Source organism: Variovorax pasteuri, assembly GCF_051216435.1.
Classification (GTDB): Bacteria; Pseudomonadota; Gammaproteobacteria; order Burkholderiales; family Burkholderiaceae_C; genus Variovorax.
Window position 1 is genome coordinate 85,347 of sequence record NZ_JBPJZS010000017.1, and the last position, 13,148, is coordinate 98,494.

At 66.0% G+C, this 13,148-nt stretch carries 15 protein-coding genes and 3 tRNA genes; 17 read left to right on the plus strand and 1 reads right to left on the minus strand.

From position 1 onward, the window contains the following. The first annotated feature begins 33 nt into the window (after nucleotides 1-33). From ACSFBM_RS33435 to ACSFBM_RS33455, 5 genes are all read left to right on the plus strand, one after another. Nucleotides 34-1,437, plus strand: coding sequence for a cytochrome-c peroxidase (locus tag ACSFBM_RS33435; protein ID WP_435488245.1), 1,404 nt, complete (start codon nucleotides 34-36; stop codon nucleotides 1,435-1,437). Continuing rightward, nucleotides 1,434-2,171 carry a hypothetical protein gene (locus ACSFBM_RS33440; protein WP_435488232.1) on the plus strand — a complete coding sequence of 246 codons (738 nt, stop codon included), beginning with the start codon at nucleotides 1,434-1,436 and terminating at the stop codon, nucleotides 2,169-2,171. The genes ACSFBM_RS33435 and ACSFBM_RS33440 overlap by 4 nt, the downstream gene beginning before the upstream one ends. 105 nt (nucleotides 2,172-2,276) lie before the next feature. Further along, nucleotides 2,277-2,948, plus strand: a complete 672-nt coding sequence (locus ACSFBM_RS33445) for a hypothetical protein (protein ID WP_435488233.1) — start codon at nucleotides 2,277-2,279, stop codon at nucleotides 2,946-2,948. 33 nt (nucleotides 2,949-2,981) lie between these two features. Then, nucleotides 2,982-3,875: a 2OG-Fe(II) oxygenase gene (locus ACSFBM_RS33450; RefSeq protein ID WP_435488234.1), complete on the plus strand. Its 894-nt coding sequence runs from the start codon at nucleotides 2,982-2,984 to the stop codon at nucleotides 3,873-3,875. Nucleotides 3,876-4,009: 134 nt separating this feature from the next. Continuing rightward, on the plus strand, nucleotides 4,010-4,702 hold the full coding sequence (locus tag ACSFBM_RS33455; protein WP_435488235.1) for a phosphoglycolate phosphatase: 693 nt from the start codon (nucleotides 4,010-4,012) through the stop codon (nucleotides 4,700-4,702). Between the two features lie 18 nt (nucleotides 4,703-4,720). Here the strand turns inward: ACSFBM_RS33455 and ACSFBM_RS33460 are convergent, their stop codons facing one another. Beyond that, on the minus strand, nucleotides 4,721-5,323 hold the full coding sequence (locus ACSFBM_RS33460) for a chalcone isomerase family protein (protein ID WP_435488236.1): 603 nt from the start codon (nucleotides 5,321-5,323) through the stop codon (nucleotides 4,721-4,723). Between the two features lie 342 nt (nucleotides 5,324-5,665). On the opposite strand from ACSFBM_RS33460, the gene trpE reads away from it, so the two are divergent. From trpE to ACSFBM_RS33520, 12 genes are all read left to right on the plus strand, one after another. After that, the gene (gene trpE, locus ACSFBM_RS33465) at nucleotides 5,666-7,168 is read left to right on the plus strand and encodes an anthranilate synthase component I (protein WP_435488237.1); all 1,503 of its coding nucleotides are present in this window, start codon (nucleotides 5,666-5,668) and stop codon (nucleotides 7,166-7,168) included. Further along, nucleotides 7,165-7,557 (plus strand): GxxExxY protein, encoded by a 393-nt coding sequence (locus tag ACSFBM_RS33470; RefSeq protein WP_354359134.1) that lies wholly within the window; start codon nucleotides 7,165-7,167, stop codon nucleotides 7,555-7,557. Before trpE ends, ACSFBM_RS33470 begins: the two co-directional genes overlap by 4 nt. Continuing rightward, nucleotides 7,554-8,138, plus strand: coding sequence for an aminodeoxychorismate/anthranilate synthase component II (locus ACSFBM_RS33475; protein ID WP_435488238.1), 585 nt, complete (start codon nucleotides 7,554-7,556; stop codon nucleotides 8,136-8,138). Before ACSFBM_RS33470 ends, ACSFBM_RS33475 begins: the two co-directional genes overlap by 4 nt. A gap of 6 nt (nucleotides 8,139-8,144) precedes the next feature. Next, nucleotides 8,145-9,203 carry a low-specificity L-threonine aldolase gene (ltaE, locus tag ACSFBM_RS33480; RefSeq protein ID WP_435488239.1) on the plus strand — a complete coding sequence of 353 codons (1,059 nt, stop codon included), beginning with the start codon at nucleotides 8,145-8,147 and terminating at the stop codon, nucleotides 9,201-9,203. Between the two features lie 16 nt (nucleotides 9,204-9,219). Then, nucleotides 9,220-9,882 (plus strand): LysE family translocator, encoded by a 663-nt coding sequence (locus tag ACSFBM_RS33485; RefSeq protein ID WP_435488240.1) that lies wholly within the window; start codon nucleotides 9,220-9,222, stop codon nucleotides 9,880-9,882. 22 nt (nucleotides 9,883-9,904) lie between these two features. Then, nucleotides 9,905-10,927 carry an anthranilate phosphoribosyltransferase gene (trpD, locus tag ACSFBM_RS33490; protein WP_435488241.1) on the plus strand — a complete coding sequence of 341 codons (1,023 nt, stop codon included), beginning with the start codon at nucleotides 9,905-9,907 and terminating at the stop codon, nucleotides 10,925-10,927. A 31-nt stretch (nucleotides 10,928-10,958) separates the two neighbouring features. Then, nucleotides 10,959-11,759 (plus strand): indole-3-glycerol phosphate synthase TrpC, encoded by an 801-nt coding sequence (gene trpC / locus ACSFBM_RS33495; RefSeq protein ID WP_435488242.1) that lies wholly within the window; start codon nucleotides 10,959-10,961, stop codon nucleotides 11,757-11,759. Continuing rightward, complete coding sequence (locus ACSFBM_RS33500; protein ID WP_435488243.1) at nucleotides 11,756-12,463, plus strand: uracil-DNA glycosylase; 708 nt, start codon at nucleotides 11,756-11,758, stop codon at nucleotides 12,461-12,463. Before trpC ends, ACSFBM_RS33500 begins: the two co-directional genes overlap by 4 nt. Before the next feature lie 106 nt (nucleotides 12,464-12,569). Continuing rightward, nucleotides 12,570-12,655 (plus strand) — tRNA-Tyr (locus tag ACSFBM_RS33505). A 65-nt stretch (nucleotides 12,656-12,720) separates the two neighbouring features. Further along, nucleotides 12,721-12,794 (plus strand) — tRNA-Gly (locus ACSFBM_RS33510). 51 nt (nucleotides 12,795-12,845) lie between these two features. Beyond that, nucleotides 12,846-12,920 (plus strand) — tRNA-Thr (locus ACSFBM_RS33515). Nucleotides 12,921-12,992: 72 nt separating this feature from the next. Beyond that, the coding region (locus ACSFBM_RS33520) for a GTP-binding protein (RefSeq protein WP_435488097.1) at nucleotides 12,993-13,148 on the plus strand (156 nt) is incomplete at its 3' end.

Sequence of the window (13,148 nt, forward strand, 5' to 3'; positions counted from 1 at the left end):
CAACGGTCAATGATGAATCTGGTGATGGACAGGATGGTCCCGCTCGGCATGGCGCTCTCGGTGGCGCTATTGGCATTGGTGGCTTGCCAGGGCAAGAGCCCGGTCGCGACGACAAGCAGCACGAGCGGCAGCGCCGGCCCCCGCACGCCGCCGCTGAGCCTGGGCGCCCAGGTCGGGCAGCTGGCCTTCTTCGACAAGAACCTGTCGAGCGGCAAGAACATGTCGTGCGCGAGCTGCCACGACCCGCAGTACGCCTACGGTCCGCCGAACAGCATCTCGGTACAGCTGGGCTCCGATGTCACGAAGGTTGGCGCGCGCGCCGTGCCTTCGTTGCGCTACAGGGAATCGACGCCGGCCTACAGCGACGACGCGCCGAACCCCGACGGCGTGACCTCCAACTCGCCGGGCGGCGGCTTCATGTGGGATGGCCGCGCCGCGACGCTGGCGGCGCAGGCCGGGATGCCGCTGCTCAACCCGCTCGAGATGAACAACAGCTCGAAGGAAGCGGTCGTGAAGGTGGTTCAGGGCAGCACCTATGCCGGCCTGTTCAAGCAGGCCTTCGGTGCCGACGTGTTCGACAACACCGACGCCGCCTTCGACGCCCTCGGCCGCGCGATCCAGGCGCTGGAGACGGAAGACCTGAGCTTTCACCCGTACAGCAGCAAATACGACCTCCATGTCTTCAACAAGATCGGTGGAACGTTGACGCCGGCCGAGCAGCGCGGCGAAGTTGTGTTTCACAGCACCGGCGTTGCCAACTGCTCGGGCTGCCACTACACGGGCGCCAACTTCAACGGCAACTCCGGCCTGATGACCGACTTCACCTACCAGGCCCTGGGTGCGCCGCGCAACGACAGGTCGATCCCCAACAACCCGGATCCGATTCCGGCCAACGACGACCCGAAATACTTCGACATGGGGCTGTGCGGCCCCTACCGCACCGACCACATGCCCGCCACGCCGGACACGGCCAGCCGGTACTGCGGCATGTTCAAGGTTCCAGGGTTGCGCAACGCGGCGACGCGGGGGGCCTTCTTTCACAACGGCGTGCTCCATTCGCTGGACCAGGTCGTCAACTTCTACAACACGCGGGACACCAACCCGGAGTACTGGTATCCCGCCAGCAACGACGGCACCGGCATGCCGCAGGCCAACCCGGGCTGGGCGCTGCAACCCACCCACGTGCCGGGCGCAACGCTCCGCAAGTACAACGACCTGCCGGCCTCGCAGCAAGGCAGCATCGACGAGGAAGTGCCGATGGGGACCGGCGAGGGCGGCGACAAGACGCTTGCCAGCGGCACGCAGCCGCGCCAGCCCGGTTCCACGCCGGTCATGACCGCGCAGCAGATCACCGACCTGGTCTGCTTCCTGGGCGTGCTGAGCGACGGCTACCAGCCTCCCTCCACCCCACCGACCACCGGCAGGTGCGTGAAGTGAAGACGAACAGAACCCCAGCCCGTGCGCGAGGTGTCGGTGGCGCGGCGTTCCTGCTGATGCTGCTGGCCTCGCTCGCCGGTTGCGACAACGAGCAGGCGCGCTTTGCGAACCGCGACAACTTCACCGCGACGACGAACGATTACCTCGCCCAGCGCGGGCACGTGTGCCTGGCCAAATACGAATGGCCGATCACGGTCGCGGCTGGATCGCACGAAGCCGATGCGCAGCAGATGCCCGTGCTTGAAAAGCTGGGCCTGGTGACCGGCAAGGATGTGGTCGCCACCGCCAAGGACACCAAGGACACCAAGGACACCAAGGACACCAAGGACACCAAGGACACCAAGGACACCAAGGACACCAAGGACACCACGGCGACCGTGCCAGCCCGTGAATACGCGCTGACCGACGCAGGGCGCAAGTACTACCTGCAGGTGCCCGTGGTGATACGTACCACGACGCAGACGCTGACGCATCCGGCCGACTTCTGCGCGGGCACGCTGAGCCTGGATCGCCTGATCGGCTGGGATCCGCCGCAAACACGCGACGGCCGTACCGCGACCTCGCTGCTCTTCACGTACCGCATCGCGCCCGAGCCCTGGGCTGGCACGCCCGAGGTGCTGCAAGCCTTCCCCTTGCTGGCGCGCGCCATCCAGCGCGAAGGAACGATGCAGGTGCGCCTTGGCGTCCACCTGACGCGGCGCGGCTGGGTCGCGGACGAGCTCGATGCGCACTGAGTCCTCGATCGCCACGCCAGGCTTCACGAAGGCCGGTTGGAACCCCCTCACCGGTTGGCGCGACATCGCGCCTGCCATCGATACCGCAAATCAACAAGAGACTCCATGAAGCTGCGCTTTATCAAACTGAGCCGGCGTGCCCGGACTTCGATCAAGGCCCTGTCGGGCATCGCCATGGTCTGCGCGCTGGCCGCATGCGGCACCGGCAACGATGCCAAGGCGCCCACGGCCGACAATCTCGCGGCCCCGCTGGACGACTACCTGGCCCGGAGCGGCGACCTCTGCCTTGCCATGTTCGACTGGCCGATCGACCTGTCCGAAGCCGAGGCCGGTTCAGGTGCGCGCCATGCCGTTCAGTTTCCGGTGATGGAACAGCTGGGCCTGGTGCACAGCACCATCGTTGCCGCACCGAAGAGCGCCGAGAACCCGGACGGCGCAGTCAAGCGATTCGAGCTGACCGAGGCCGGCCGCAAGTTCTACAAGCCGCACGTGCAAGCGGCCCGCGGCACCGAACACGCCAACGACTTCTGCGTGGCTCATCTCAAGCGCGAGAAGATCGTCGACGTCAAGCTCGATGCTTCCGACGCACAACACAAGCTGGCGGTGGTGAGCTACACCTACCAGGTCGACCCGGCGCCGTGGATGCAGAACGCCGACGCGCAGCGCGTGTTCCCGATGGTCACGCGCATCATGAACGGCGCGGGCGGCAAGTTGCAGCTGCGCCAGGGATTCGCGCTCGGCGACAAGGGCTGGGTCGCTCACGCGGGTCCGGTGTGACGCGCTCATGAGCGCCGCGCCAGGGGTGCACCCATGAGCACCGTCGTCCGCTTCTCGCCAGACCTCGGCCGCTGGCTCACGCGCAACCTCGACGCCGGCCAGGCGCCGCAGTCGCTGGTGGCCACGATGCGCGTGCAGGGCATGAACGAGCGGCCCGCGCAGGCCATCGTCGCGGCCTTCGTCGATGCGCGGCAACGCGGTGGGGCCATGCCGGCCGACGCCATCGAACTGCCCGACGAGGCCCCGTCCAGGCCCGCGGCGCGGCTCGCGCCGGGCACGCGAATCCTGGCGGGCGACCGTGAGATCGTCGTGCACTCGCGCGGCGAAGACCCGGTCTTTGCCGCGCTTGGCAACGTCGTGGACGCCGACGAATGCAGGTCCATCATCGACATGGCGCGGCCGCGCCTGAAGCCTTCCACGCTGGTCGATCCGATGAGCGGCCGTGATGTGGTGAGCGACAAGCGCACAAGCTGGGGCATGTTTTTTCGCCTGGGGGAAAACGAACTGGTCGCTCGCCTCGATCGGCGCCTTTCGTTGCTGATGAACCTTCCGCTGGAAAACGGCGAGGGGCTGCAGGTGCTGTACTACCCCACCGGCGCGGGCAGCGAGCCTCACCACGACTATCTGGCACCCACCAACGCCGCCAACCGTGAATCCATCGCGCGAAGCGGTCAGCGCGTGAGCACCCTGGTGACCTATCTGAACGAAGTGCCGGACGGCGGCCAGACCGTCTTCCCGCAACTGGGCCTTGCGGTCTCGCCGATTCGCGGCAATGCCTGCTACTTCGAGTACTGCGATGACAAGGGCCGCGTCGATGCGAGGTCGCTGCACGCCAGCGCGACCGTGACCCGGGGCGAGAAGTGGGTCATGACGAAGTGGATGCGCGAGCGCCGATTCGTGGCCGCCGAGGGTGTGGATCGCCGCTGAAGATCTGTGCTGTTGCATGGCCCGAATTCGGGCCGGCACCTTCTCCTCTCTTTTGGGTCTTCTAGATGTCTTGAACTCCATTTTTCGATGCTCGGTAAAGTACCGAGCAGTTTTTTGAACTCTATTTGTTTGTTTTGAACTCTATTAGCTTCGACCACTCCCGCTTCGACGCCGCTATCGTCGACCTCGACGGCACCATGGTCGACACGCTCGGCGATTTCGCCGAGGCGCTCAACCGCATGCTGCGCGACCTCGAACTGCCGCCGGTGTCGGCTGCCGCCATCGAGCGGATGGTGGGCAAGGGTTCGGAGCACCTGATTCATTCGGCGCTCGTGCATGTGATGACGCCTGCCTGCGCGGCAGGCTCCGATGCGAAGGCGAGGGCGCTGTTCGACCGCGCGTGGGAGCGCTATCAGCACCACTACCTCGACATCAACGGGCAGCACTCGGCTGTGTACCCCGGTGTGATCGAAGGCCTGAAGGCGTTGCGCGCGCGCGGCCTGCGCTTGGCTTGCCTCACCAACAAGCCGGCGTCATTCGCCGAGCCGTTGCTGGCCGCGAAAGGGCTCGATGGATTCTTCGAGCTGGTGTTCGGTGGCGATGCCTTCGAGCGCAAGAAGCCCGATCCGCTGCCGCTCTTGAAGACCTGCGAGGCGCTGGGCACCGCACCCGCGCGCACGCTGATGGTCGGCGACTCGAGCAACGATGCGCGCGCAGCCCGGGCCGCGGGTTGCCCGGTGGTGCTCGTGACCTACGGCTACAACCATGGCGAGCCGGTGCGCAGCGTGGATGCGGACGGCTTCGTGGATTCGCTGGCCGAGCTCTGAAGTCGCCGGCGTTGCCGGTCAGGGCTTGATGCCGAGTAGCGCGTCCTTCAGCTTCCAGTCGGCCGGGTTCGGGCCGAGCCAGATGCGCAGCAGCGCATTGAAGAAGGCCGGCTCCTTCACGGGGTCGGCCTGCGGCACGCCGCGCACGGTGATGAGCGTGCCGGTGCCGGGCAGCCAGTCGATGGTGAAGGTGTCGCCGGTCTTGAGCTGTTTCTGGTCGGCGAACATCTGGCCCATGCGCAGCAGGCCCGGAATGAGGTTGACCATTTCGCTCTTGGGCGAGTTCTCTTCCACGCCCTTGGTGAAGAGCTTGCCCAGCTCGTTGGCGTCGATGTCGCGCAGCATGGTGATCGCCACGCGCTTGGGGCCGGGCGCCGCCAGCGCTTCCTGGGGTGTGGACACCTTCTGGCCCACGTACAGGCCGGCCGTGTAGACCTTGAAGATGGCCTTGTAGCGCACGCCCGCGCCGTTCAGCTGCAGGGCGGTGCCGCGCAGGTCCATGCGGTCTTCGAGCTTGACGCCGGCCACGTCGACCTGCGCGGCGGACGCGCCGAGTGCGGTGGCCAGGCACGCCAGCACGGCGAGACGGGCACACACGGTCGAAAGCGAAAGAGGGGGCACGGGAGTCTCCTTGGAGTTTTGCGAACGGTCGTGCGAATGTATCTTTTTGTTTTACCTGCCAGCCTTCGGGGGAACCCTGAAGAACGCCAATGGCGGCCTTATTGCGCGCGTTCGGCGTTTTCGTGGGCTAAACTCCGCGCTCCATGTTCGTTCATCACATCATTCAAACAGGTGAAGGCAGCCGGGGAGCCTGGCCCTGGCGTAGCCATACTTCGCTGACTGTTTGATTGCACGGCGCACGCCGTGCGCCCGCGGTTCCGGCTCGCCACAGACGCCGGACCACCAGTGAATGACCTTGCCACCGGCCGAAGTCGCGCCGTCTGGCAACTGGAGAACGAATCCGTGATTACCGAACTTGAATTCAAGAGCCTCAGCGCCCAGGGATACAACCGTATTCCGCTGATGGCCGAGGCCTTTGCCGACCTCGAAACCCCCCTGTCCCTGTACCTCAAGCTGGCCCATTCGCAGGGCGGCGGCAAGCACAGCTTCCTGCTCGAATCGGTGGTGGGCGGCGAGCGCTTCGGGCGCTACAGCTTCATCGGCCTGCCCGCGAAGACGCTGCTGCGTGCCTCGGGCTTCGGCGAGGAGGCCGTGACAGAGGTGGTGACCGACGGGCAGGTCGTCGAGACCGCGCGGGGCAACCCGCTCGACTTCGTGGCGGAGTACCAGAAGCGCTTCAAGGTCGCGCTGCGGCCCGGCCTTCCGCGTTTCTGCGGCGGCCTAGCGGGCTACTTCGGCTACGACACGGTGCGCCACATCGAACGCAAGCTCGAGAAGAGCTGCCCGCCCGACACGCTGGGCTGTCCCGACATCCTGCTGCTGCAGTGCGAGGAACTGGCCGTCATCGACAACCTGTCGGGCAAGCTGTACCTCATCGTCTACGCCGACCCGAAGCAGCCCGAAGCCTATGCCGCGGGCAAGCGCCGTCTGCGCGAGTTGAAGGACAAGCTCAAGTACTCGGTGAGTGCGCCCGTCGTCAAGCCCACGCAGGCGCATCCGCCCGAACGCAGCTTCGCCAAGGCCGACTACATCGCGGCCGTGGAGCGCGCCAAGGAAATGATCGCCGCCGGCGACTTCATGCAGGTGCAGGTGGGGCAGCGCATCAGCAAGCGCTACACCGAGTCGCCGCTGTCGCTGTACCGCGCGCTGCGTTCGCTCAACCCCTCGCCGTACATGTACTACTACCACCTGGGCGACTTCCACGTGGTGGGCGCCTCGCCCGAGATCCTGGTGCGCCAGGAGAACACGAGCGACGGCGAACAAAAGATCACCATCCGGCCGCTGGCCGGCACGCGCCCGCGCGGCGCGTCGCTCGAGCTCGACAAGGCCGCGGAAGAAGAGCTCATCAACGACCCGAAGGAGCGCGCCGAGCACGTCATGCTGATCGACCTGGCGCGCAACGACATCGGCCGCATCGCCAAGACCGGCACCGTGAAGGTGACCGAGGCCTTCGCGGTGGAGCGCTACAGCCACGTGATGCACATCGTGAGCAACGTGGAAGGCACGCTGAAGGACGGCATGACCGCCATCGACGTGCTGAAGGCCACGTTCCCGGCGGGCACGCTGACCGGCGCGCCCAAGGTGCATGCGATGGAGCTCATCGACCGGCTGGAGCCCACCAAGCGCGGCCTCTACGGCGGCGCCTGCGGCTACATCAGCTATGCCGGCGACATGGACGTGGCCATTGCCATCCGCACCGGCATCGTGAAGGACCAGATGCTGCACGTGCAGGCCGCGGCCGGCGTGGTGGCCGACTCGGTGCCCGAGCTGGAATGGAAAGAAACAGAGGCCAAGGCACGCGCACTGTTGCGCGCCGCCGAACTGGTCGAGGAAGGCCTGGAATGAGCACTGCACCTGATATTCAGAACGACTTTTCGCACGAGATCATCGGCGCCGCCGTCGAGGTGCAGCGCGTGCTCGGCACGGGGCTCGACGAAGGCGCTTATGCCGCCGCGCTGGCCATCGAACTCGCCGAGCGCGAGATCGGCTTCACGCGCGACGTGGCGCTGTCGGCCAGCTACAAGGGCCGCTCGCTCGGCGATGTGTACCGCGCGGGCTTCGTCATCGAGCAGTCGGTCATCGTGGAACTCAAGGCGGTCGACGTGCTGACCGACCTGCACCGCGCGCAAGTGCTCGCGGCGTTGCGCCTGTCGGGCCTGAAGCTGGGCCTGCTGATCAACTTCAACGTGTTCCCTGTCGTGAAGGGCGTGCACCGGATTGTGAGCAAGCCATGAAACTGCTGATGATCGACAACTACGACAGCTTCACCTACAACATCGTCCAGTACTTCGGCGAGCTGGGTGCGGATGTGCAGGTGCATCGCAACGACGAGATCACGGTGGCGCAGATCGGCGAGCTGATCGCCTCGGGCGTCACGCGGCTCGTGGTGTCGCCGGGGCCCTGCTCGCCGGCGGAGGCGGGCGTGTCCGTGGCGGCCATCGAGGCCTTCGCGGGCAAGCTGCCGATTCTGGGCGTGTGCCTGGGCCACCAGGCCATTGGCGCGGCCTTCGGCGGCAAGATCGTGCGCGCGCAGCAACTGATGCACGGCAAGACCAGCGAGATCACGACCACGTGCGAAGGCGTGTTCGCGGGGCTGCCCGAGAAGTTCGTCGTCAACCGGTATCACTCGCTGGCCATCGAGCGCGAAAGCTGCCCCAAGGACCTGGCCGTCACCGCCTGGACCTATGACGGCGAGATCATGGGGGTGCGGCACACCGGATACGCGCATGAGGTGCGCATCGAAGGCGTGCAGTTCCATCCCGAATCCATCTTGACCGAGCACGGCCACGCCATGCTCAAGAACTTCCTGGACTGAACCACCATGACCGATCGCACCTCCCTCGTCGACCTGCGCAGCGACACCGTCACGCAACCCACGCCTGCGATGCGCGAGGCCATGATGGCGGCGCCGCTGGGCGATGACGTCTTCGGCACCGATCCGAGCATGAACGCGCTGCAGGAAAAGATCGCGGCCTTGCTGGGCTTCGAGGCGGCGCTGTTCGTGCCCACCGGCACGCAGAGCAATCTGTGCGCGATCCTGTCGCATTGCGGCCGCGGCGACGAGTACATCGTCGGCCAGCAGGCGCATTGCTACCGCTGGGAAGGCGGCGGCGCGGCGGTGTTCGGCAGCGTGCAGCCGCAGCCGCTCGACCATGCGAGCGACGGCACGCTGCCGCTCGCGCAGATCGAAGCCGCCATCAAGCCCGACGACGCGCACTTCGCGCGCACGCGGCTGCTGGCGCTGGAGAACACGCTGGGCGGCAAGCTGCTGCCCTTCGAGTACGTGCAGGCCGCGACCGACCTCGCCAAGCGCAAGGGGCTGCAGCGGCATCTGGACGGGGCTCGTCTTTTCAATGCGGCCACGGCGCAGGCTGCACTGAACAACCGCAGCGACATCCGCGCGGAAGCGCGCCGCATCGCGCAGTGCTTCGACAGCGTGTCGGTGTGCTTCAGCAAAGGGCTGGGCGCGCCCATCGGCTCGGCGCTGGTCGGTTCGCGCGAATTCATCGCGCGGGCGCACCGCATTCGCAAGATGGCGGGCGGCGGCATGCGGCAGGCGGGGCTGCTGGCCGCGGCGGCGTCGCATGCGCTCGACCACCATGTCGATCGCCTGGCCGACGACCATGCGCTGGCGCAACGGCTCGCGCAGGGGCTCGAAGGCACCGAAGGGCTGACGGTGGAGGCGCCGCACACGAACATCGTGTTCGCCGATCTCACGGGTGCCGCGCAGGCGCGTTCCTCGGAGCTGATCGCGAGCCTCAACAGCCAGGGCATTTTGGCGACGGGGCTCTACCGCCTGCGCTTCGTGACGCACCTCGATGTCGATGCCGCCGGCGTCGATCGGGCCGTCGCCGCGATCCGCGCCTTCTTCAACGCCTGAGCCCTGCGAGGACGCGATGCCTGATTTGCCCCATCTGCTCGCCTTCATCGCCGCCGGCTGGCTGCTGAACCTCACGCCCGGGCCCGACGTGCTGTACGTCGTGACGAACTCGCTGCGCTCCGGCGTGCGCGCCGGCATCGTGGCGGGGCTGGGCATCACGGCGGGCTGCTTTCTCCACATCTTCGCGGCGGCGGTGGGCGTAGGCACGCTGATGGCGACATCGGCGGCGGCCTTCACCGTGCTCAAGTACGTCGGCGCGGCGTACCTGCTGTACCTGGGCGTGCGCATGGTGCTGTCGCGCCCGGCGCCGGCGGCCGATATTGATCAGGCGGCTGTCGCGGCGGGTGCGCAGCGCAGTCTCAAGGCCGTCTTCATGGGCGGCTTCTGGACCAACGTGCTCAACCCGAAGGTGGCGCTGTTCTTCCTGGCTTTCGTGCCGCAGTTCATCGCGCCGGGCGCCGACGACAAGGCGCTGTACTTCGTGCTGCTGGGCGTGCTGTTCAACCTGAACGCCATTCCCGTGAATGTGGGCTGGGCCTTGGCCGCGGGTTGGATGGCGAAACGCGGCGCGGTGCGCAAGGGCATGCACTGGCTCGACCGTGCGGCCGGCGTTCTTTTCATCGGCTTCGGCCTCAAGCTCGCGTTCACCGACGCGCCCGCCGTTCGCATCGGCCGCTGATTCACTCTCGAGGAGACTTGTCATGATCACCCCCCAGGAAGCGCTGCAGCGCACCATCGAACACCGCGAAGTCTTCCACGACGAGATGCTGCACATCGTGCGCCTCATCATGAGCGGCGAGTGCTCGCCCGTGATGATGGCCGCGCTGATCACCGGCCTGCGCGTGAAGAAGGAAACCATCGGCGAGATCACCGCCGCCGCGCAGGTGATGCGCGAGGTGTCGACCAAGGTACCCGTGAAGGACACCACGCACCTCGTGGACATCGTGGGCACCGGCGGCGACGGCTCGCACACCTTCAACATCTCGACCTGCTCGATGTTCGTCGCGGCCGCCGCGGGCGCCAAGGTGAGCAAGCACGGCGGGCGCAGCGTGTCGAGCAAGTCGGGCAGTGCCGACGTGCTGGAGTCGCTGGGCGTGAACATCAACCTGAAGCCCGAGCAGATTGCACGCTCCATCGAGGAGTGCGGCATCGGCTTCATGTTCGCGCCGAACCACCATCCGGCCATGAAGAACGTGGCGCCGGTGCGCAAGGAGCTCGGCATCAAGACGATCTTCAACATCCTCGGGCCGCTGACCAATCCGGCCGGCGCGCCGAACATCCTGATGGGCGTGTTCCACCCCGACCTCGTGGGCATCCAGGTGCGCGCGCTGCAGCGGCTCGGCGCCGAGCATGCGGTGGTGGTGTACGGGCGCGACGGCATGGACGAGATCTCGCTCGGCGCCGCCACGATGGTGGGCGAGCTGAAAGACGGCGAGATCCGCGAATATGAACTGCACCCCGAGGACTTCGGCTTCCAGATGTCGAGCAACCGCGCGCTGCGCGTGGAGACGCCCGAGCAGTCGAAGACGATGCTGCTGGGGGTGCTCGACAATCAGCCGGGCCCCGCGCTCGACATCGTTTTGCTGAATGCCGGCGCTGCGCTGTATGCGGCGAACGTGGTCGACTCCATCGCCGCAGGTGTGGAGCGCTCGCGCAGCGCCATTGCGTCGGGCGCCGCGAAGGCCAAGCTGGCCGAGCTGGTCAAGGCCTCCACGACCGTCTGAGTCCCCAGTCACCCGAGAGAACACCGAAGTTATGTCCGACATCCTCGACAAGATCGTTGCCGTCAAGCGCCAGGAAGTGGCCGCGGCCTTGAAGCGCGCGCCGCTGGAAGCGGTTCGCTTCGACGCCGAAAGCCGCGTGCTGACGCGCGACTTCGAAGCCGCGCTGCGCGCCAGGATCGCCGCCGGCCACGCCGCGGTGATCGCCGAAGTCAAGAAGGCGAGCCCGAGCAAGGGCGTGCTGCGCGAAGACTTCATTCCGGCGGACATCGCTCAAAGCTACGCCGAAGGCGACGGCATCATCAGCGCCGCCTGCCTCTCGGTGCTGACCGACAAGCAGTTCTTCCAGGGCGGCGTGGACTATCTGAAGCAGGCGCGCGCCTCGTGCGACCTGCCGGTGCTGCGCAAGGACTTCATCATCGATGCGTACCAGGTGTACGAATCGCGTGCGATGGGCGCCGATGCGATCCTGTTGATCGCCGCATGCCTGGACGACGCGCAGATGAAGGACTACGAAGCCATTGCGCGTGGCCTGGGCATGGCGGTGCTTGTCGAGGTGCACGATGCGGCCGAACTCGATCGGGCGCTCAAGCTCAAGACGGCGCTGATCGGGGTCAACAACCGCAATCTGCGCAACTTCGAGGTGTCGATCCAGGCGACCATCGATCTGCTGCCCAGGCTGCCGGCCGACCGCCTGCCGGTGACCGAGTCGGGCATCGCCACGCGCGAAGACGTCGCTACGCTGCGCGCGGCGGGCGTCAATGCCTTCCTGGTCGGCGAGGCGTTCATGCGCGCCAAGGAACCCGGCGAGGCCCTCGCTGCGTTGTTCCAATGAGCCGGCCCGATCAGCTGTCGAGCAGCGACCCGGCGGACTGGCCAGTGGCGCCGGACTGGCAGCCACTGGTCGATGACTTTTTCAGTGGTGCCGTGGGGCAGAAGCTGCGGGGCTTTTTGCGAGAGCGCCTCGATGCCGGCGCCGTGATCTTTCCGCCGCAGCCGCTGCGCGCGCTGGAGCTGACGCCGCCCGACGATGTCCGGGTGGTGATCCTGGGGCAGGACCCTTATCACGGGCGCGGCCAGGCCGAAGGGCTGGCGTTCTCGGTGGCGAGCGGTGTGGCCCTGCCGCCGTCGCTGCGCAACATCTTCAAGGAACTCCAGCGCGACCTGGGCACGCCCCCGCCGCCGTTTCCCGATCCGGGCGGCAGCCTGGTGAAGTGGGCGACCCACGGCGTGCTGCTGCTCAACACCTGCCTGACGGTCGAAGAGTCGCAGCCGGCCAGCCACGCCGGCAAGGGTTGGGAGGTGCTGACGGACGCCGTCATCCGTCATGTTTCGGATGGCGTCAAACCTGTTGTTTTTATGCTATGGGGTGCCCATGCCCAAAGTAAGCGTGCGTTGATTGACGTTAAGCGCCATAAGGTGCTGATGTCGAATCATCCGTCGCCGCTTTCCGCGTTGCGCCCGCCGGTTCCGTTCATCGGCTGCGGACATTTCGGAGAAGCGCGCGCTTGGCGAGAGGCTCAGCGGCCGGAGGCCTGAACTTCGCTGATAATCGAAGGATTCGTCCTCGGGCAGATCTTCCGCATTGTTGTGATGCCGGGATTTCTGGGTAGTCACAAAACCGTGCTATATTTCGAGGTTCGCCGGAGAGGTGGCCGAGTGGTTAATGGCAGCAGACTGTAAATCTGCCCTCTAACGAGTACGCTGGTTCGAATCCAGCCCTCTCCACCAGCGATGAATTTGGTTTCTAAGAGCGATTGGATCTAGCGCTTTGGGTGCCTTGAAGTGCCCCCGATGCGGGAGTAGTTCAATGGTAGAACCCCAGCCTTCCAAGCTGATGACGCGGGTTCGATTCCCGTCTCCCGCTCCAGAGGCCCGGTTTGTTGTTGAGGTGATGTGAATTCGTAACTTTGTTACAAAAGCCCTTTTGGCTCAGTGGTAGAGCACTCCCTTGGTAAGGGAGAGGTCGCGGGTCCGATTCCCGCAAAGGGCACCAGTTTTGGGGGTTGCAGCGGCAGCTTTGCAACCCATCTGCATACGTTGAAAACGTTTTTTTCGGAGTCGAAAAATGGCAAAAGGTAAATTCACCCGCACCAAGCCTCACGTCAACGTGGGCACGATCGGTCACGTCGACCACGGCAAGACCACGCTGACGGCTGCGATCGCTACGGTGCTGTCGGCCAAGTTCGGCGGCGAAGCCAAGGCCTACGACCAGATCGACGCA

Excerpts from the sequence above, each read along its gene's own strand:
- ACSFBM_RS33435 (WP_435488245.1), top strand. The coding sequence starts at position 34 with ATGGTCCCGCTCGGCATGGCGCTCTCGGTGGCGCTATTGGCATTGGTG.
- ACSFBM_RS33500 (WP_435488243.1), top strand. The coding sequence starts at position 11,756 with ATGAGCCGGCCCGATCAGCTGTCGAGCAGCGACCCGGCGGACTGGCCA.
- ACSFBM_RS33470 (WP_354359134.1), top strand. The coding sequence starts at position 7,165 with ATGAGCACTGCACCTGATATTCAGAACGACTTTTCGCACGAGATCATC.
- ACSFBM_RS33485 (WP_435488240.1), top strand. The coding sequence starts at position 9,220 with ATGCCTGATTTGCCCCATCTGCTCGCCTTCATCGCCGCCGGCTGGCTG.
- trpD (WP_435488241.1), top strand. The coding sequence starts at position 9,905 with ATGATCACCCCCCAGGAAGCGCTGCAGCGCACCATCGAACACCGCGAA.
- ACSFBM_RS33450 (WP_435488234.1), top strand. The coding sequence starts at position 2,982 with ATGAGCACCGTCGTCCGCTTCTCGCCAGACCTCGGCCGCTGGCTCACG.
- trpC (WP_435488242.1), top strand. The coding sequence starts at position 10,959 with ATGTCCGACATCCTCGACAAGATCGTTGCCGTCAAGCGCCAGGAAGTG.
- ACSFBM_RS33475 (WP_435488238.1), top strand. The coding sequence starts at position 7,554 with ATGAAACTGCTGATGATCGACAACTACGACAGCTTCACCTACAACATC.
- ACSFBM_RS33445 (WP_435488233.1), top strand. The coding sequence starts at position 2,277 with ATGAAGCTGCGCTTTATCAAACTGAGCCGGCGTGCCCGGACTTCGATC.
- ltaE (WP_435488239.1), top strand. The coding sequence starts at position 8,145 with ATGACCGATCGCACCTCCCTCGTCGACCTGCGCAGCGACACCGTCACG.